Source organism: Maribacter confluentis (genome assembly GCF_030505015.1).
Lineage (GTDB): Bacteria > Bacteroidota > Bacteroidia > Flavobacteriales > Flavobacteriaceae > Maribacter > Maribacter sedimenticola.
Genome location: NZ_JAUKUC010000001.1, coordinates 204,748 through 222,443, shown reverse-complemented (window position 1 = coordinate 222,443; position 17,696 = coordinate 204,748). Strand labels below are relative to the sequence as shown.

Annotated in this window: 17 protein-coding genes; 12 read left to right on the top strand and 5 right to left on the bottom strand. The window is 38.0% G+C overall.

Annotated features, from left to right (window positions below):
• Nucleotides 1–85 precede the first annotated feature (85 nt).
• Nucleotides 86–3,355, top strand: a complete 3,270-nt coding sequence (locus Q2T41_RS01115; RefSeq protein WP_304434397.1) for a S41 family peptidase — start codon at nt 86–88, stop codon at nt 3,353–3,355.
• 115 nt (nt 3,356–3,470) lie between these two features.
• Here the strand turns inward: Q2T41_RS01115 and Q2T41_RS01110 are convergent, their stop codons facing one another.
• The 5 genes from Q2T41_RS01110 to Q2T41_RS01090 all read right to left on the bottom strand — a co-directional run bounded on the left by Q2T41_RS01110 (nt 3,471) and on the right by Q2T41_RS01090 (nt 7,468).
• Nucleotides 3,471–4,169, bottom strand: a complete 699-nt coding sequence (locus Q2T41_RS01110) for a hypothetical protein (protein ID WP_304434395.1) — start codon at nt 4,167–4,169, stop codon at nt 3,471–3,473.
• 88 nt (nt 4,170–4,257) lie between these two features.
• The gene (locus tag Q2T41_RS01105; protein WP_304434393.1) at nt 4,258–5,169 is read right to left on the bottom strand and encodes an NHL repeat-containing protein; all 912 of its coding nucleotides are present in this window, start codon (nt 5,167–5,169) and stop codon (nt 4,258–4,260) included.
• A 142-nt stretch (nt 5,170–5,311) separates the two neighbouring features.
• Nucleotides 5,312–5,761 (bottom strand): GNAT family N-acetyltransferase, encoded by a 450-nt coding sequence (locus Q2T41_RS01100; RefSeq protein ID WP_304434391.1) that lies wholly within the window; start codon nt 5,759–5,761, stop codon nt 5,312–5,314.
• Nucleotides 5,762–5,772: 11 nt separating this feature from the next.
• Nucleotides 5,773–6,681 (bottom strand): bifunctional metallophosphatase/5'-nucleotidase, encoded by a 909-nt coding sequence (locus Q2T41_RS01095; protein ID WP_304434389.1) that lies wholly within the window; start codon nt 6,679–6,681, stop codon nt 5,773–5,775.
• Between the two features lies 1 nt (nt 6,682).
• Entirely contained in the window at nt 6,683–7,468 is a 786-nt protein-coding gene (locus tag Q2T41_RS01090) for a 5'-nucleotidase C-terminal domain-containing protein (protein WP_304434387.1), read from the bottom strand.
• A gap of 45 nt (nt 7,469–7,513) precedes the next feature.
• On the opposite strand from Q2T41_RS01090, the gene Q2T41_RS01085 reads away from it, so the two are divergent.
• The 11 genes from Q2T41_RS01085 (at nt 7,514) to coaE (ending at nt 17,618) form a co-directional block, all read left to right on the top strand.
• Nucleotides 7,514–8,047 carry a DUF6913 domain-containing protein gene (locus tag Q2T41_RS01085; RefSeq protein WP_089260198.1) on the top strand — a complete coding sequence of 178 codons (534 nt, stop codon included), beginning with the start codon at nt 7,514–7,516 and terminating at the stop codon, nt 8,045–8,047.
• 2 nt (nt 8,048–8,049) lie between these two features.
• A complete protein-coding gene (dapA, locus tag Q2T41_RS01080; protein ID WP_304434384.1) occupies nt 8,050–8,940 on the top strand; it encodes a 4-hydroxy-tetrahydrodipicolinate synthase in 891 nt (296 codons plus the stop codon).
• Nucleotides 8,941–9,058: 118 nt separating this feature from the next.
• On the top strand, nt 9,059–9,886 hold the full coding sequence (locus tag Q2T41_RS01075; RefSeq protein WP_304434382.1) for an outer membrane protein assembly factor BamD: 828 nt from the start codon (nt 9,059–9,061) through the stop codon (nt 9,884–9,886).
• 11 nt (nt 9,887–9,897) lie between these two features.
• Nucleotides 9,898–10,230, top strand: coding sequence for a DNA-directed RNA polymerase subunit omega (locus tag Q2T41_RS01070; protein WP_171017225.1), 333 nt, complete (start codon nt 9,898–9,900; stop codon nt 10,228–10,230).
• A gap of 4 nt (nt 10,231–10,234) precedes the next feature.
• Nucleotides 10,235–11,440, top strand: coding sequence for a bifunctional phosphopantothenoylcysteine decarboxylase/phosphopantothenate--cysteine ligase CoaBC (coaBC, locus tag Q2T41_RS01065; protein WP_304434379.1), 1,206 nt, complete (start codon nt 10,235–10,237; stop codon nt 11,438–11,440).
• Nucleotides 11,433–12,326 (top strand): type IX secretion system protein PorD, encoded by an 894-nt coding sequence (gene porD / locus Q2T41_RS01060; RefSeq protein WP_304437389.1) that lies wholly within the window; start codon nt 11,433–11,435, stop codon nt 12,324–12,326. The genes coaBC and porD overlap by 8 nt, the downstream gene beginning before the upstream one ends.
• A 54-nt stretch (nt 12,327–12,380) precedes the next feature.
• Nucleotides 12,381–14,042 (top strand): DNA repair protein RecN, encoded by a 1,662-nt coding sequence (gene recN / locus Q2T41_RS01055; protein WP_304434377.1) that lies wholly within the window; start codon nt 12,381–12,383, stop codon nt 14,040–14,042.
• A gap of 157 nt (nt 14,043–14,199) precedes the next feature.
• Complete coding sequence (locus Q2T41_RS01050) at nt 14,200–15,006, top strand: enoyl-ACP reductase FabI (protein WP_304434375.1); 807 nt, start codon at nt 14,200–14,202, stop codon at nt 15,004–15,006.
• A 55-nt stretch (nt 15,007–15,061) separates the two neighbouring features.
• On the top strand, nt 15,062–16,063 hold the full coding sequence (locus Q2T41_RS01045; protein WP_304434374.1) for a glycosyltransferase family 2 protein: 1,002 nt from the start codon (nt 15,062–15,064) through the stop codon (nt 16,061–16,063).
• A 5-nt stretch (nt 16,064–16,068) separates the two neighbouring features.
• Entirely contained in the window at nt 16,069–17,034 is a 966-nt protein-coding gene (locus tag Q2T41_RS01040; protein WP_304434372.1) for a CdaR family protein, read from the top strand.
• Complete coding sequence (gene coaE, locus Q2T41_RS01035) at nt 17,031–17,618, top strand: dephospho-CoA kinase (protein ID WP_304434370.1); 588 nt, start codon at nt 17,031–17,033, stop codon at nt 17,616–17,618. The genes Q2T41_RS01040 and coaE overlap by 4 nt, the downstream gene beginning before the upstream one ends.
• Nucleotides 17,619–17,696 lie beyond the last annotated feature (78 nt).

Below are 17,696 nucleotides of genomic sequence, written 5' to 3'. Positions count from 1 at the left end.
TGCAACCATTTTTAATCCTTAATTTTAGTCATCATGAAGGGTGCTGTAGTATGTTACCCTAAAGTTGCCATCTAAACAAAACCGTATGAAAAAACAATTCCTTTTAGCCGCCACAGTATTGGTGGTATGGGGCATGGCTGCCCAAGAAACATTATTGCTACGGCAACCTACCTTATCTAAGAACGAAGTAGTCTTTATTTACGCAAATGACCTATGGAAGGCACCGGTTACCGGTGGTGATGCCATACGGTTAACCAGCGGTATGGGCTATGAATATGCGCCACATTATTCGCCAAACGAGCAATGGATCGCTTTTACGGCAGAATATGAGGGCAATGATGATGTGTATGTTATTCCCGCAACAGGTGGTACACCAAAGCGGCTTACCTTTCACCCTTCGGTAGACGAGGTTCAGGGTTGGACACCTAATGGTGAAATTCTTTTCCGTTCTACACGAAAAGCAAGACCTACCATGACCAGTCAGTTCTATACGGTATCCATAGAGGGTGGTCTGCCCAAGGCTTTGGAAATTCCTAGAGGGGCCTATGGGGAAATCTCTGAAGATGGAAGCCATATAGCATATACACCGATCACTTCTTGGGACCCGGAGTGGCGTAATTACCGTGGTGGACAGGCCATGCCCATTTGGATCGTAGATTTAAATACCTATGAGTTGACCACCACCCCACAATTAGATCAAGAACGTCATTTATATCCGGTTTGGATAGAAAAAAAAGTATACTATTTATCGGAGCGTGATTATACCAGTAATATCTGGAGCTATGATACCGCTACCCAAACTGAGGAACAAATAACCTTTCATAAAAAATTTGATGTTAAAAGCCTAGATGCCGAAGGAAATCAATTAGTCTATGAACAAGGTGGGCGTTTACATATTTTGGACATTGCCACCAAGCAGGCCAAAACAATTAACATCAGTGTTAAGGGGGATTTGAATTTTAGTCGTTCCCGTTGGGAAGAGGTCACCGCCAACAATGTAATTAATCCCAATATTTCACCCAATGGCAAACGTGCCGTTTTTGAATACCGTGGCGATATTTTCACTTTCCCAAAGGAAGCGGGTAGCTGGCGAAACCTTACTCAGAGTAGCGGGGTTGCGGATAGGTCTCCCATATGGTCCCCTAAAGGAAATAAAATTGCATGGTTTTCTGATGCAAGTGGGGAATACCAGTTGGTGGTGGCAGACCAATTTGGGCAAAACAGGAAAACATACCCCCTTGAGAATCCTACATTTTATTTTAAACCGGATTGGTCGCCCAACGGTAATCTCATTGCCTATACCGATACGGATTATAACATTTGGACCATAAACCTTGTTACAGGAAAGGTTAATAAGGTTGATACGGACCGTTATGCACACCCTAATAGGTCCATGAACCCTGTATGGTCGCCAGATAGCCGTTGGTTAACTTATGAAAAACAACTGGACAGTCATTTTAAAGCGGTTTTTATTTATGATACCCAAAGCGGAAAAGCGGTGCAGGTAACGGATGGTACAGCAGATGCTACCAGTCCGGTGTGGGACGTTGCGGGTGAATACCTTTACTTTTTGGCAAGTACGGATTATGGACTGGCATCGGGGTGGTTAGATATGAGCTCCTATGACCCAAGTATTACCCGTAGCCTTTATGCCCTTGTGTTGAGCGCACAAGGTAAAGCCCCAAATCTTCCAAAGACCGATGAAGAAGATATAGACGAAGCTAAGTCCGATGAGACCAAAACATCATCCAAAAAGGATAAAAAGGACAAAGATGAACCTAAGAAAACCATAAAACCGGTACAAATAGAATTTTCTGGCATTCAAAATAGGATAGTGGCCTTGGACTTACCTGCGCGTGACTATCAATTTTTACAGGCGGGTTCGGAAAAGCAGGTGTTCGTTGCCGAAGCCATCCCAAATGAAGGTGGGCTAAAAATACACAATTATGACATTGCCAAGGAAAAGGCGACCGATTTTGAAGATGGGGTAACCCAAATGGTAGTTTCAAAAGATGGTGCACATACCCTTTTAAAGCATAAAGCAGGGTGGACCATTACCGGAACAAAAGATGCACCCAAACCAGATGATAAAATAGCGGTTTCGGCACAATTAAAAATAGACCCTACGGCAGAATATGCACAGATTTTCAAGGAAAGCTGGCGTTATATGAGAGATTTCCTATATGTGGACAATGTTCATGGGGCACCGTGGAATGAGGTTTATAGTTGGTACCAACCTTGGGTAAAGCATGTAAGGCATAGAACGGACCTTAACTATATAGTGGATATACTTAGTGGGGAAGTAGCCATTGGGCATTCCTATGTATCTGGAGGGGATATGCCCAAAATAAATGAGGTTCCCGTAGGATTGCTAGGTACCGATTTCAATGTGGTTGATGGGTATTATAGAATTGAGAAAATCTACACCGGGGAAAAATGGAATCCTAACATAAGGGCTCCATTGGCAATGCCCGGTCTTGATATTAAAGAAGGCGATTATATAGTTGCCATCAACGGAAAGCCAGTGGCTCAAAATCAAAATATATATGCTTTGTTGGAACAGACCGCCGATCGTACTATCAATATTTCCGTGAATAATTCACCATCAATGAACGGGTCTAGAAGTTTGACCGTGAAACCTGTTGAAAATGAATACCAATTACGCTTTATTGATTGGGTAGAAGGGAATAGAAGAAAGGTTGATGAATTATCTGGCGGAAAATTAGCTTACGTATTCATTCCCAATACCAGTAATCCGGGTTTTGAAAGTTTCAATAAATATTATTTTTCGCAGCAGGATAAAAAAGGGGTTATTTTGGATGAGCGAAACAATGGTGGTGGTTCCGCTGCAGATTATATGATTGATATAATGGCACGGGAACCTTTTGGCTATTTCAATAGTAAAGCCAACGATAATAGACCTTGGACCTCTCCCATAGCAGGAATTTGGGGACCTAAGGTTATGATCATAAACGAACGCGCCGGTTCCGGAGGTGATTTGCTGCCTTACATGTTTAAGGAGAAAGGTCTTGGTCCCTTGGTAGGAACCCGAACTTGGGGTGGTCTGGTAGGTACTTGGGATACTCCGCGTTTTATTGATGGCGGACGTATGGTTGCGCCACGTGGCGGATTCTATAACAATGATGGAGAGTGGGATGTGGAAGGTATAGGAATATCGCCTAATATAGAAGTCATACAAGACCCAAATTCTATTGTGGCCGGTAAAGACCCACAATTGGAGCGCGCCGTTCAAGAAGCCATGAAACTATTGGAAACACAAGAGTTTATCATGAAACCGGAACCCGCGGCACCGGTAAGGTGGAAACGCCCGGTAGGCTATGAAAATGAAAACTGATATTAAGAAAAAGCCCAACTTCGGTTGGGCTTTTTTATGCGGTCAACATTAGTGGAAACAGTTTAAATCCCATCGTGACTAATTCTTAAAATTTTATATATAAGAAGTTTAATAACTAATTTAATGTAGCCAGGTTTGTTATTGTTTCTGTGTCAGCTAACTTTCTACCTTCTTCAATTCCTAGCCAAGAATCGCTTGCATGTTTCTCTGACCAAAATCCGTTTAAAATAGATTGATTCAAGACTTTATATACAACTACGCCTTTATATATTTTATATGCATCACCTTCATAAGAAAAATTAATGACCAAAATATTATTGTTATAAAAACCAGTACCAACTTGGGTTTGCTCACCACCAATTACCCATTCTGCATGAACCCTGTGATTTCCCGTTTGTTTTAAGTGTAGAAATCCTGAATACCTACTTTTGTCTTCATTTTGATTAAAGCCTATGATATGGTACGTACCCAGTAGGTTTTTAATCGTATTGTTGGAAATTATGGGGTTAGTGGTGTAGGTACTGTACATCAGTTGCCTTTTAGCTATTTCATCCTTTAATGCGTTAATTTCGTTTTGGGATAAATGGTCTATTTGCAATAATGCTTTTTTTGAATTTTCCATCCATCCGTGTACATCTGTATGGCTAGGAACATCAGTTTTACGTGGAATTTTTTTCGTAATAGTGTCAACTTTATTTTTACCCTTATTTGATTTTAAGAATAGGTAAAAGATGAACAACGCTACACTTAATAGTACGATGACAATACCTAATACTACTTTTATAGGTACAGTTTCGTTTAATAAATTAGTCATAGAATGAATTACGTGTACCTAATTTAAAGGTAAATTTTAGTTCATTATTCATATTAGGATTGTCTAAAATTAGGTTGCCCAAATGGTTTTAATTATTGATACTTACTGAATAGATTTTACCGGCCATCATATCAGGTAAGAGCAATCTACCTTGTTCCTCTTCCAAATAAAAATCTGCAGCAGATTCTAGATTATCAATCAATACAGTAGACGCTTCTGTAGTACCATCTATTTTCCATACTGTACCAGAAGCCCAACTACTGATATAATAATCTCCCTTACTGTCTTGCTCAACTGCATCTGCACCTCTAAATTCTCCTTTTAAAGGAGTTAGTTGTCCATTACGTTTTACTAAGAAATTTCCTTTAAAAAATGCACCAACCATGATATCGCCATTATTGTCAACACCAACGCCATTTGGGTTTAGCATTAACGGGTTCGTGTCTTGGGCAATAGTAATATTGCCTTTTAAATTTATATGATAAATACGACCTAGCTCTGGTACTAATTTAGCCTCATCACTTTCTAGGGGCCAAAGGTTATTGTCTTTGTCGCGCATGTATTGGGTGGCACCCATATCGGCTACATAAATTCCTGTGCCATCTGCATTTATGGACACATCGTTTAAATATAACACCTCTTTAGGGAAGTCATTTTTATCGACAAATATACTTTTGTTTCCTTGTTCATCAATTTTCCAAATACGGGTAATATCAGAAAAGTATAGGTGATTATTTAGGTAAACTATTCCTTTTGGTTCATTAAAGCCATTGGCAAAGGTCGTGACGCCTTCTGTAGAAATTTGTACTACGGAACCATCACCTTCATCTTTGCCGTTCATTAAAGTAACATAATAATTGCCGTTGAAACCTTTGGTTATACTTTCTGGCTTAACACCCACTTCAACAGGAAATTGAATTTCATTTTGTGAAAAACAGAAAGAAATGGCAAAAAATATTGAAACGGAGAGTAAAATTGTGGAACGTAGTTGACTGTACATTTTTATGAGTGTTGTTTTTAAGTTGATGCAAGCTAAATTTAATAAAAATAACCTTAAAAAATTGCCCTTCGTTGTGTTAAACAATTGAAATCTATATCGTTAAATTTTTATTTGCTTCTCATAAAGTCCCTTATTCTTGTTTTCATAGGTCTTTTTTAAAACAAACACTATTTGCTATGCCAACATAAGGTGGATAGTTGGCAATAACCTGATAACCATTTTTCTTATAAAGGGCTATAGCTTCTGGCTGCCTCAAACCAGTTTCCAACACACAGGTTTTATAACCTAATTCTTTTGCCCATTCCTCCAATTCTGTCAAAATTTTAGAAGCAAAACCTTGACCGCGATTTTCTGGTAGTACGAACATTCGTTTTACCTCAACTGAAGTTTCATTGAACTTTTTAATAGCGCCACAGGCTATAGGCATATCGTCCTCATACAAAACCAGTGTATGTTTTAGATGGGTAATACCATTGAACTGGGCATAGAAACTATGATCCTCACCGTCACGTTTTGCAAGGTCGTTGTCCAAAAGGCTAACTAAATCCTTAAAATCCGGGTTTTGAGAGTCTGTACGCAGTATTTGAATCATTAGTTACAATTTTAGACTTTTATGGAATAGCCGGAGGCTGTATTTTTTTCGGTATCAAAATTAAAATCTATCCTGCCCAAGTGAACGCCAAAGCACCCCACCTGATTCACCAAGACGTCCCTATCATTAGCATTGCTGATTATAGTAGGTTTTTCCAAGAATGTATGGGTATGGCCTCCAATAATCAAATCTGTGTATTTGGTTTTTTTTGCCAATTTTAAATCATCTGGTTTGTTGATAGAGGCATATTCATATCCTAAGTGCGAAAGACAGATGATTAAATGGCATTGTTCCGTTAATTTTAATTGCTGCTCTGTTTCAATGGCAAGTTCATAAGGATCTAAATATTTTGTTTCCTGATATAATTGTTTGCTTACCAAACCATTCAGCTCAATTCCTAATCCGTAAACCCCAATTTTTAAACCATCCTTTATATATATTTGATAGGGTTTGGTCAGTCCTTGCAATGGTGTATTGGAAAAATCGTAATTAGCGGAGATAAAATCAAAATTAGCATGAGGCATTTGCGCAAGGAGTCCATCTATGCCATTATCAAAATCATGATTTCCTATTGTTGCCCCATCGTAATTGAGCATACTCATTAATTTAAATTCAAGTTCGCCCCCATAAAAATTAAAATACGGTGTGCCTTGAAAGATATCTCCGGCATCAAATAGCAAGGTGTTGGGATTCTCTTTCCTTATGCGCTCCACTAGTCCGGCCCTACGGGCCAATCCTCCAAGGCCGGGAAAATTAGCATGGTCCATTGGGAAGGCGTCTATATGGCTATGAACATCATTGGTATGTAAAATAGTAATATGTTTTTTGGATGGGGTGGTACACCCATTCAACCCAAGTCCACCCAAAGTCAATAAACCGGATGTTGCTGCGGTATTTTTAATAAATGTTCTTCTTTTCATATTACTGTAGCTGATAAAAACGTGAATCTACATTTGGTGCAAGCGTATCTACTTTGGTAAAATAATCTATCATGGCATTACGTATCTTATATTCGGTTTCGGTGATGGATACATATTCTTTAAAAAAATTCATGTTATCCCCACCTGTGACCAGGTAATTGGAGGTTGCCACAAAATAAGTTTGTTCCTTATTCAAAGGTTTTCCATTGATGGAAAACGTATGTACGCTATAGTCTTTATTAAGTACCAACTGCATACCAGCAATTGGGTGTGCTCTCTTTGCCTTGCTTAAATAATCTATCATTTTAAGTAGCGAACTGCCTTTTAATTCTACTACGACTACTGTATTTTCAAAAGGCATTACCTCATAGGCCGTTCTGGCCGTTACATTTCCTTTTGATATTGTAGCGCGTATTCCGCCATGGTTTAAAAGGACAACATCTATATTGTTTCCTGTACGTTGTTTAAATATGGGTTGAGATTGTTGCAATACGATATCTGCCATGAGGTTGCCGGCCGTAGTATTATATTGACCATCGGTTTTGCTAATGGTAAAAGGGGCATAGGCAAGAGGGTTAGTTAATATTTCCTCAATTCTATCGTGATAGGGTGTTATAAATTCCTGTATGGAATCAATGGCCGTAGAATTGCTGTCTATGGTAATTCTGTTTCCTTCAATAGAGGAAATAGTTGGTATCCCTTCCTTACACGATAAGGAGAGACTAATTGTTATAAATATAACAAAGTGTTTTATTTTTAAATAATCAAAGTGTTTTAACTTCGCCATAGAGTTGCAGGGATATTATTTACATTTGTGTAAATGTAAAAATACATGTTTTTAAAAGTTATTAAGGACAAGTTCAAACAGAAATCTGGTCGAAAATTATTGAAACAATTATCGGTCAATCCTGTAGCAGTAACCCGTGAGAAAAAGGGAATACGTTCTTTAGGTTGTATTGTGGATTTGGATAGGTTTGAAAAATCTGAAGTGTTTTTTCAGTTTCAGGAAGAGTTTTCTTTACGTCCAAATGCAGTTAAAATAATAGGATACAAGCGGTTATATGATAAAAATTCACCCTATGCCACACCTGTATTTTCAGATAAGGATTTAGGTTGGAACGGTGAAATAGAGAATAGTTATGCCCATGAGTTTTTGGGAAGGGAATATGATCTTTTGGTCAATTATTATGATGAAGATAGTCTTTTGTTAAACTTGATGACGGTAAAAACAAAAGCACGGTTAAAAGTAGGGTTTAAAGAAGTGGACCCATTGTACAATGATTTAATTTTTGATACACCATTAAAGGATTTTCAGGTATTTAAAAAGGAACTGAAAAAATATTTAGGCATTTTTAAGGAGATTTAGTTATGAAAGAATTACAAGGAGCAGGTGTTGCATTGATTACGCCTTTTAAAGAAGATGGTACAGTAGACGTAGTTGCTCTTAAACAAGTAGTAGCCTATAATATTGAACGTCATATAGATTATTTGGTAGTATTGGGTACTACAGCAGAATCGGTAACATTGACCAAAGCAGAAAAGCAACTGGTCATGAATACGGTAGAGGAGGCCAATGCCGGTAGACTTCCGTTAGTGCTAGGTGTAGGTGGTAATAATACTATGGGCCTTATAGAGGAATTAAAAACCCTTGATCTAACGGGGTATATCGCCATATTATCTGTGTCCCCTTATTATAACAGGCCAACCCAGGAAGGTATTTACCAACATTTCAAGGTCATATCCAATGCATCTCCATTACCAATTATACTTTATAATGTACCAGGTAGGACGGGAAGTAATATGTTGCCCGATACCGTGGTAAGATTGGCAAAGAATTTTGACAATATCGTTGCCGTCAAAGAAGCCTGTGGCAATATGATACAGATACAGGAATTAATAGCTAAGCGACCAAAAGGTTTCTTAGTACTTTCTGGCGATGATATCACCGCGTTACCCACCATAGTAGCAGGTGGTGAAGGGGTTATTTCCGTAATAGGGCAGGGACTTCCGCTAGAATTTTCATCAATGGTCCATGAAGCCATGAACGGACATGTGGAGGAGGCCTACGTACTTCATTATAAAATGCAGGAAGGCATGCAACTTATTTTTGAAGAAGGAAACCCGGCGGGTGTTAAGGTAATGATAGAATACTTAGGTCTTGCCAAACCATACGTACGCTTACCATTGATTCGTGCAACAGATGCATTGAAACATCGTATAGTTTCCTTTATGGAATCCATAGTGCGCATACCTGCATAATTTTCGTTAAATCTTCCATAAAAGGGACTTTTCTGCCATGGAAAGCATGTATTTTTATTGGTTTAAAATGTTTTTTAAATCCATTGATAATCACTAATTTTGCAAAATGTTTTTTAATATGAGGAGAATATTCCCAATTCTGTTGATTACCATTGCTTTACAATCGTGCAACGAGTACCAAAAAGTGCTTAAGAACGATGATGTAAAAGCAAAGTATGATCTGGCAGAAAAATTTTATGCGGAGGGCGACTTTAAAAGAGCCAATAGACTGTATGAACAAATAGCACCAAAATATGTTGGTAAGCCACAAGGTGAACGTGTTATGTTCTTTTTATCCAATAGTTACTTTGAGCGTGGTGATTACAATATGGCGGGCTATCAATTTGAGCGTTTTGTAAAATCTTATCCAAAGAGTGATAAGGTTGTTGAAGCATCTTTTTTGGGAGCCAAAAGTTTTTACAAACTTTCTCCAGAATATTCTTTAGATCAATCTGATACTGATAAGGCCCTTTTAAAACTTCAAAATTTTATCAATACCTACCCTGATTCTGAATTTTTTGCTGAAGCCAACAATATGGCCAGGGAATTAACGGTAAAAAAGGAGCGTAAATCATTTGAAATTGTTAAGCAGTACAACAAATTGGGAGAATTTAATCTTGATATGTTGAAATCTGCGGTGACCGCAAGCGATAACTTCGTTTCTGATAATCCTGGATCCGTTTACAGGGAAGATGCCATGTTCATTAAAATGGATGCTCTTACCCATATGGCCATGAACAGTTTTGAAAGTTTAAAAGAAGAGCGTTTAAATGAGGCCAAGGCCGCATATTTGGCACTAAAAAAGAAGTATCCGGAGTCTAAATACGATAAAAAAGCGACCAATCTTTTAGAAAAAATTGATAAGGAATTACAACGTTTTCAAGATCAAGGCGTTGAATCAAAGTAAATAATTTAATTATGAATATGAACGATTTAAAAAACTCTAAAGCTGCTGTTTCTACTGTTACCATTAACCGTAATGAGTTTGACAAGCCTACCGAGAATATTTATGAAGCTATTTCAATTACTGCAAAGCGTGCTGTTCAGATAAATTCTGAGATTAAAAAAGAGCTTTTGGAGAAATTGGAAGAATTTGCTACATATAGTGATAGCCTAGAAGAGGTTTTTGAAAATAAGGAGCAAATAGAAGTTTCCAAGTTCTATGAAAAATTACCAAAACCTCACGCAATGGCGGTAGAGGAGTGGTTAATGGATAAAATTTATCACAGGAATACAGAAAAAGACGCCTAAGAATATGTTGCACGGCAAAAACATCCTTTTAGGCATAACCGGAGGGATTGCTGCTTATAAGACTACTTTCTTAGTTCGTTTATTCATAAAAGCTGGCGCTAACGTTAAGGTTATCCTTACCGATAGTGCCAGCTCTTTTGTTTCGCCACTTACTTTGGCTACTTTATCCAAGAATGCGGTCATATCGGATTTTGTGAAATCTGAGGAACATAGTGTGGAGTGGAACAATCATGTAGAACTTGGGCTATGGGCCGATCTAATGGTCATAGCTCCTGCGACTGCAAATACGATGTCCAAAATGGCCTCAGGTGCTTGTGATAACATATTGTTGGCCACATACCTTTCTGCCAAATGTCCTGTATATGTAGCTCCGGCTATGGATTTGGATATGTACAAGCATCCCAGTACCAAAAACTCCCTGAGTATTCTGAAATCTTTTGGTAATTACATTATCCCTGCTGCCAGTGGTGAACTTGCCAGTGGTCTACATGGGGAAGGTAGAATGGCGGAACCCGAAGAAATCATCAAATTTATTAAAGCGCAATTGAACAAAGGATTACCGCTTTCTGGTAAAAAGGTCCTCATAACCGCTGGTCCTACGTATGAAGCTATAGACCCTGTACGTTTTATAGGAAACCATTCAACAGGGCTCATGGGTTTCGAGCTGGCTAAAACTGCGGCCAATTTAGGTGCCCAGGTATATTTGGTGACGGGGCCTACGAGGCATAGTGTTGTCCATGATAATATTGAAGTAGTTCCGGTTGTTTCTGCAGACGAAATGTACAGGCATGCACATGCATACTTTAAGGATGCCGATATTGTTATTTGTGCTGCAGCCGTAGCGGATTACAAGCCTAAAACCGTAGCGGAACAAAAAATAAAAAAATCCGATGCCAGTTTCACCTTGGAATTGGTTAAGAATGTAGATATTCTAATGTCTCTCGGAGAACAAAAAAAGGAACAATTCCTTGTAGGTTTTGCTTTGGAAACCCAAAACGAAGTTGCTAATGCCTTGGGTAAATTGCAGCGTAAGAATTTGGACGCCATCGTGTTAAATTCGCTACAGGACAAAGGGGCCGGCTTTGGTGGTACAACCAATAAAATTTCATTTATAGATACCAATTCAACGATAACTGCGTTTGAACTAAAGACCAAGGCAGAAGTTGCGGTCGACATTTTTAATGAAATTATCAAGAGACGATATGCGTAGATTTATTTTTCTAGTGGTTTGCTGTTTTATGGTATTTGGGGTAAGTGGGCAAGAATTAAACTGCACGGTTACTGTAAACTCCGATCAGTTATCACAAGGAGATCTACAAGTGTTCAAAACCTTAGAGCGTTCGTTGAATGATTTTATTAATAAGTCTAAATGGACGAGTAGGGTTTTTAAGGAAAATGAGCGGATCAACGCACAAATGTTCATTACCATAACGGAATATGAATCAAATAGATTTAAAGGTAATATTCAGATACAATCTTCAAGACCGGTTTATAATACCTCTTATTCTTCGCCTATTTTTAATTATAAGGACAATCAATTCAATTTTCAGTATATCGAGTTTCAGCCATTGATCTTTAACGATAACCAATTTGAGTCCAACTTGGTAAGTGTACTGGCGTATTATGCATATATTATCATAGGGCTGGATGCGGATACGTTCTCGTTGGAAGGTGGCACGGAATATTATAGAAAAGCCCAGAATATTGTAACTATGGCTCAAGGTAGTAATTCTGCCGGTTGGAGCCAATCTGCGGACTCTAACCGTAGTAGGTTTGAACTGGTTGACAATCTACTGTCCAATACCTATAGGGAGTACCGTATTGCTATGTACAATTATCATAGAAAAGGCTTGGATATCATGCCAGACAATAATAGCACGGGCAAGCAGGTGATAGCGGGTACTATGAATTTGTTTCAAACCATGATCAATAGAAGACCAAATGCATTTTTAATATCAACGTTCTTTGATGCCAAATCAGAGGAGATATTGAATATTTTTTCGGATGGTCCAAAAGTAGATATCGTTAAGCTGAAGGAAACACTGAACAAAATTGCTCCATTATACGCATCTACTTGGAACGATATTAAATATTGAGCCTTTTTTCAAAACGGAATATAGATTACCTTTGTAGTTCTAAAATTCCGAAACGTGCTTTCAACCCTTTCCATTACTAATTATGCATTGATCGATAGCTTAGAAGTGGGCTTCGATAAAGGTTTTACCGTAATTACGGGAGAAACGGGTGCAGGTAAATCCATTCTTTTAGGAGGTCTATCCTTGGTTCTAGGCAAAAGGGCAGATTTATCTTCCCTACGTTTAAAAGATCAAAAATGTATAATTGAAGGTGTATTTAAAATAGATACCTATGGACTTCAATCTTTTTTTGAGGAAAATGATTTGGATTATGATGTGCATACCGTAATCCGTAGGGAGATTTTGCCCAGTGGGAAGTCAAGGGCTTTTATTAACGATACGCCGGTTACATTAGATGTGTTGTCGCGTTTGGGAGAAAATCTTATAGATATCCATTCCCAGCATCAGACCATGCAGCTTACTGAAAATGAATTTCAGTTAAAACTGGTAGATGCCTTGGCCAATAACCAACAGCGTCTTGCTGCCTATGTTAAGTCTTTAAAGGCATACCGCAAGGCACAGGGAGAACTGGATCGGATGATGGAGGTGCAACTTACCGCCAACAAGGAGCAGGACTATAATACATTTTTATTGTCCGAGTTGGAAAAGGCACCATTAAAAGTTGGGGTAGTAGAAACCTTGGAAGAGGAATATGAGCAGTTGAACAATGTAGAATTGATCATGGAACATTTATCCAAAGGGGATCAGTTGTTCAATGATGAGCAAATTGGGGTATTGTCTTTGGTTACCGAAATGCGGCAGTCACTTTCTAAATTGGTGGATTTTGGAGCAAATTACAAAGAGCTTTATCAGCGTGTACAATCCGTTTTAATAGAATTGGATGATATCAATTCGGAATTACAACATATACAAGAGGGTGTAGAGCCTAATCCCGAAGCACTGGAACAAGTAAGTTCAAAGCTGCAATTGCTTTATAACCTGCTAAAGAAGCATAATGTAAACGATGTTTCAGAGCTTATAGAAATTAAGAACGAATTGGCCGACAAGGTTTTTGAAACGGCACATTTAGATGAGAAAATTGCACTAAAGACCAGGGAGCTACAGGATATGCAATCCGTATTGGAGGAGCAAGCGGTAGTATTACGGGAAAAAAGAAAAGAAGTAATACCAGATTTAAAATCAAAATTAGAGGCAGACCTTGCCCAACTAGGTATGCCCAGTGCCTCTTTTCAAATTAATCTCAATGCCGTAGATTCTTTTACGGCAACAGGTATGGATGAGCTACATTTTCTTTTTACCGCAAACAGGGGAGGAAATTATGGCGAATTGAAAAAAGTGGCATCAGGAGGTGAGCTCTCTAGGATTATGTTGATCATTAAGGCCATTTTAGCCAAATATGAAAAATTACCCACCATTATGTTCGATGAAATCGATACAGGGGTCTCAGGTGAAATTTCCAATAGAATGGCGGACATAATGAAGGAAATGAGCGGAGACCTTCAGGTTTTTTCCATTACACATTTACCACAAGTGGCCTCTAAAGGAAACCATCATTTTAAAGTGTTCAAAACTGAAGGAGAGGAGCGTACCATGACCAATATGAAAAAATTGGCCGAAGAAGAGCGAATCGTAGAGCTGGCACAAATGTTAAGTGGTAAAGATCTATCAGATTCGGCATTGGCACATGCTAAACAATTATTGGGTAGCTCTATTTAATTTTATAGTACGTTCTAACTACATGTCTTTAATTTTGATCAACTATTAGGGAAGTTAATTTATAGGTCAATTTTGGAGTTTTTAAAGAAACCTGCAATAAGGTTTTAACATATTTTGGATATCTTTGGTCTTTAACTAAACAATACAATCAACGAACATGGGATATAATTTATTAAAAGGAAAAAGGGGAATTATTTTTGGTGCATTGGACGAAAATTCCATTGCTTGGAAAACGGCACAGACCGTACACGATGAAGGCGGTATTTTTGTATTGACAAATGCCCCAATAGCAATGAGAATGGGTCAAATAGACGAATTGGCAAAAAAGACCGGCTCTCAAATAATTCCTGCAGATGCAACCAGTGTAGAGGATTTGGATAATTTAGTTGAAAAAGCAGTTGAAATTTTAGGAGGCAAGATAGATTTCGTACTTCATTCCATTGGAATGTCCGTAAACGTGCGTAAGGGCCGCGCCTATACCGATGAAAAATATGATTTTACGGCCAAAGGTTGGGATGTTTCCGCTTTATCGTTCCATAAGGTTATGCAATCGTTGTATAAGGCAGATGCCATGAATGAGTGGGGTAGTATTGTTGCATTGACCTATATGGCGGCACAACGTACTTTTCCAGATTATAACGACATGGCGGACAACAAGGCCTATTTAGAGTCAGTAGCCCGTAGTTTTGGTTATTTCTTTGGTAAGGAAAAAAAGGTTAGGGTCAATACTATATCACAATCACCAACCGCCACCACTGCTGGACAAGGTGTTAAAGGTTTTGATGGTTTCATAAGCTACGCTGAAAAAATGTCGCCACTTGGTAATGCTACTGCTCAGGACTGTGCGGATTACACCGTTACATTGTTTTCTGACTTGACCAGAAAAGTGACCATGCAAAATTTATTCCATGACGGAGGCTTCTCCAACACCGGGGTAAGTCAAGAAGTAATAGAGAAATTTTAATCAGGTTTTTAATATTCCAATTTTTTTGGAGCCTATTCATTAGAGGAAAGTAATAATGGAATTATCGTTTTCTTTTATCGTTCCCGTGTACAATAGACCCAATGAAATTAGGGAGTTATTGGATAGCTTGTCCTTACAGACCTATCAAAAGGGTTTTGAGGTGGTTATTGTTGAGGATGGCTCTACCATTTCATCAGAACAAGAAGCAAGGGCATTTTCAAATGCCCTTGCTATTTCATATTATAAAAAAGACAATTCAGGCCCAGGGGATTCTAGAAATTATGGTATGCAGAGGGCCAAGGGTAATTACTTTATTGTTCTTGATTCGGATTGTATTCTTCCATCTAATTACCTATCGGAGGTAGAGCAAAGTTTACAAAAGGATTTTGTGCATTGCTACGGAGGTCCAGATGCCGCGCATGAATCTTTTACGGTCGTTCAAAAAGCAATAAATTATGCTATGACATCCTTTTTGACCACAGGTGGTATACGCGGTGGTAAAAGGGCGGTTGATAAATTTCAACCTAGAAGTTTTAATATGGGACTTTCCAAAGAGGTGTTTGGTAAAGTTGGGGGGTACGGTAAAATACATCCTGGCGAAGATCCAGATTTAACCATACGCATCTGGAACAAAGGGTATAGGACAAAATTAATTTCTGAAGCCTTTGTATATCACAAAAGACGTATAGATTGGAAAAAATTTTATACACAGGTCAATAAATTTGGAATGGTACGTCCAATTTTAAATAAATGGCACCCAGCTACTAGAAAGCTTACCTATTGGTTTCCAACGTTATTCTCGTTGGGCCTTGTTTTCGCAGTAATTTTGGTAGGATTAGGAGTTTATCTACCATTGTTTTGCTATGTTCTATATTTTAGTATTTTATGGTTGGATGCATTATTGAAAACCAAAAACATTTTAGTTTCTATTTTAGCCATTTTTGCAACAGGAGTGCAGTTCATAGGATATGGTTATGGATTTCTAAAATCAACAATTTGTTTGGCGGTCAGCAGTAAAAAAGCCAATGAAATATTTCCAAAACTGTTCTTTAAATAAACGCAATGAAACCGCTATTGGAATGGATACGTACGGGATTAAAAAAAAGAAAAGTAAAGGTTTTTCTTTTGTTTTTGATTTGTGCCTCATTAGCATGGTTTATTAATAAATTGTCCCAAACATATACTAGTAATACAACGTTTTATGTCAATTATATAAATGTACCTTCTAAGCATTTGTTGGCCAATTCGCCTAAAGAGGAAATTCAAGTAAGGCTAACGGCGGCCGGATTTCAATTTCTGGGTTATCATCTAAAACCAAAGCATATTACGTTGGATGTCAGTAAAATGGTAGAGAAGGATTCCTTGTATTATTTAACCTCCGATCAAATACGAATACAATTAGAGGACCAACTGAATAATTACAGTACATTAACCGATTTTGATAGTGATATCATTTATTTTGATTTTACTTCTTTGGAAACAAAGAAAGTTCCCGTTATCGCCACGTTGGATATCACGTATGCTACCAACCATATTTTAGAGGGTAAAATTGGTATTCTTCCGGATTCTATAGAAATAACAGGGCCAAAAAGTAAGATAGATACCATTAATACCTTAAAAACGGAACTTTTACAATTAAATAATATCACTAGCTCATTTTCGGAACAAGTGGCCCTTAAGCTTCCTCAAGATTTGGACGGAATTAATTTTTCAGCTACCAATGTGCAGATAAAGGGTAAGGTCGTAAAATTTTCTGAACAGGTAATGGAAATACCGGTTACGGTAATCAATGTGCCGGAAGGAGTTAAGGTGCGTACATTTCCCGAAATTGTCCAAGTGCGTTGCCAAGGTACCATCCAAGATCTAAAAGAACTTGAGATCAATGATTTTATGGTAGTGGCAGATTATTTAAAGGTTGCTGATGAAACAGAAAATAGGCTTTCCATTACACTGGAACGTTATCCAAAAACCTTACATAACGCCCAGATGAATGCTAATGAAGTGGAATTTATATTAAGGCGGGAATGATTGTAATAGGACTTACCGGTGGAATTGGTAGTGGCAAGACTACTGTGGGAAGAATGTTCCAGGATTTAGGTGTGCCCGTTTACAATTCAGATGTTCGGGCCAAGGAGTTAATGAATTCCTCAAAGAATATACAAAAAGAGTTAATAGCACTTTTTGGCGAAAAGGCTTTTAAAGACAAGAAATTAAATAGAGCTTTTATTGCGGAGAAAGTATTTAAGGATAAAAACTTGCTAGAACAGTTAAACGCTATAGTACACCCAAAAGTAAGAAAGGATTTTTTGAAATGGTCCAAGGTACAGACTTTTGCTTATGTTATACAGGAGACCGCACTTTTATTTGAGAACAATGCCCAAAAGTTATATGACGAGGTAATTTTGGTTACCGCTCCAAAAGAACTAAGAATAGAGCGGGTTTTACAAAGAGATCAAAATACTAGGAAAGAGATTCTTTCTAGAATTAAAAATCAGCTAGAAGATAAGGAGAAGGTCAAATTGGCAGATTATATAATTGAAAACATTGACCTTGACCAAACCCGTCAAAATGTTTTGGACCTACATAAGCGTATCCTTGCTAAATACTACTAGTCCCCCAATTTTAACATTTTTGTTAAGGTTAGGTTAAACGTACAATCCTCTATCTGTTAAATCTTTAATTTTATGCTC

Coding starts and splice junctions, on each gene's coding strand:
- Q2T41_RS01115 (WP_304434397.1), top strand. CDS start 86: ATGAAAAAACAATTCCTTTTAGCCGCCACAGTATTGGTGGTATGGGGC.
- Q2T41_RS01110 (WP_304434395.1), bottom strand. CDS start 4,169: ATGACTAATTTATTAAACGAAACTGTACCTATAAAAGTAGTATTAGGT.
- Q2T41_RS01105 (WP_304434393.1), bottom strand. CDS start 5,169: ATGTACAGTCAACTACGTTCCACAATTTTACTCTCCGTTTCAATATTT.
- Q2T41_RS01100 (WP_304434391.1), bottom strand. CDS start 5,761: ATGATTCAAATACTGCGTACAGACTCTCAAAACCCGGATTTTAAGGAT.
- Q2T41_RS01095 (WP_304434389.1), bottom strand. CDS start 6,681: ATGAAAAGAAGAACATTTATTAAAAATACCGCAGCAACATCCGGTTTA.
- Q2T41_RS01090 (WP_304434387.1), bottom strand. CDS start 7,468: ATGGCGAAGTTAAAACACTTTGATTATTTAAAAATAAAACACTTTGTT.
- Q2T41_RS01085 (WP_089260198.1), top strand. CDS start 7,514: ATGTTTTTAAAAGTTATTAAGGACAAGTTCAAACAGAAATCTGGTCGA.
- dapA (WP_304434384.1), top strand. CDS start 8,050: ATGAAAGAATTACAAGGAGCAGGTGTTGCATTGATTACGCCTTTTAAA.
- Q2T41_RS01075 (WP_304434382.1), top strand. CDS start 9,059: ATGAGGAGAATATTCCCAATTCTGTTGATTACCATTGCTTTACAATCG.
- Q2T41_RS01070 (WP_171017225.1), top strand. CDS start 9,898: ATGAATATGAACGATTTAAAAAACTCTAAAGCTGCTGTTTCTACTGTT.
- coaBC (WP_304434379.1), top strand. CDS start 10,235: ATGTTGCACGGCAAAAACATCCTTTTAGGCATAACCGGAGGGATTGCT.
- porD (WP_304437389.1), top strand. CDS start 11,433: ATGCGTAGATTTATTTTTCTAGTGGTTTGCTGTTTTATGGTATTTGGG.
- Q2T41_RS01050 (WP_304434375.1), top strand. CDS start 14,200: ATGGGATATAATTTATTAAAAGGAAAAAGGGGAATTATTTTTGGTGCA.
- Q2T41_RS01045 (WP_304434374.1), top strand. CDS start 15,062: ATGGAATTATCGTTTTCTTTTATCGTTCCCGTGTACAATAGACCCAAT.
- Q2T41_RS01040 (WP_304434372.1), top strand. CDS start 16,069: ATGAAACCGCTATTGGAATGGATACGTACGGGATTAAAAAAAAGAAAA.
- coaE (WP_304434370.1), top strand. CDS start 17,031: ATGATTGTAATAGGACTTACCGGTGGAATTGGTAGTGGCAAGACTACT.